The organism is Anaerolentibacter hominis, from assembly GCF_032380675.1.
Classification (GTDB): Bacteria; Bacillota; Clostridia; order Lachnospirales; family Lachnospiraceae; genus Anaerolentibacter; species Anaerolentibacter hominis.
On sequence record NZ_JAWDIX010000012.1, the window covers coordinates 1 to 851 of the forward strand.

The 851-nt window shown below is 51.0% G+C and carries 1 tRNA gene and 2 rRNA genes; all 3 read left to right on the top strand.

Features of this window, described 5'->3' with window-relative positions:
- Positions 1 to 117 (top strand): 5S ribosomal RNA (rrf, locus tag ABCW47_RS15085).
- 42 nt (positions 118 to 159) lie between these two features.
- A tRNA-Ile gene (locus ABCW47_RS15090) sits at positions 160 to 233 on the top strand.
- A gap of 181 nt (positions 234 to 414) precedes the next feature.
- Positions 415 to 851: ribosomal RNA gene (locus ABCW47_RS15095) — 23S ribosomal RNA — on the top strand; the annotation flags it as partial.

The following is an 851-nucleotide window of genomic DNA, read 5'->3' on the forward strand; positions in this document are numbered from 1 at the left end:
CCGGTGGCGATGCGTCCATGGGGAACACCCGTACCCATCCCGAACACGACGGTTAAGACGTGGACGGCCGATGGTACTGCATTGGAGACGATGTGGGAGAGTAGGTGGCTGCCGGAATACAAAAAAAGAAAATAGGTTAAGTGGATAAGCTTAACAGAAGGGCTTATAGCTCAGCCGGTTAGAGCGCACGCCTGATAAGCGTGAGGTCGGTGGTTCGAGTCCACTTAAGCCCATTGATCAGAAGAAAGCTTCTGATCTGTTTGTACCTTGAAAACTGCACATGAAGAAAAGACATCTAAACCGAGAAAGGGAGAGGGATCTAGAAATAGAGAACTCTTTTTAGGAAGAGAAATCTTCCCATCAGAGATGATGAAAAAGATCGACCAGCGATTATTACGCTAGATAATCGTTATAGGTCAAGCGAAGAAGGGCACAGGGCGGATGCCTTGGCACTGGGAGCCGACGAAAGACGTGACAAGCTGCGAAAAGCGGCGGGGAGGAGCAAATATCCAGCGATCCGCCGATGTCTGAATGGGGAAACCCGGCTGAGCAAACCTCAGTCACTGCATGGTGAATCCATAGCCATGCAGGGGGAACCCGGCGAACTGAAACATCTAAGTAGCCGGAGGAAGAGAAAGAAACATCGATTTCCTAAGTAGCGGCGAGCGAACGGGAAAGAGCCCAAACCAGAGTGCGTGCACTCTGGGGTTTAGGACTGCGTAAGGTACTGTAATTGATAGTGGAATGGTTTTGGGAAAGCCAGCCAGAGAGAGTGAAAGCCTCGTAGACGAAATCAAGAGCAGACTGGCAGGATCCAGAGTACCGCGGGACACGAGAAACCCTGCGGGAAG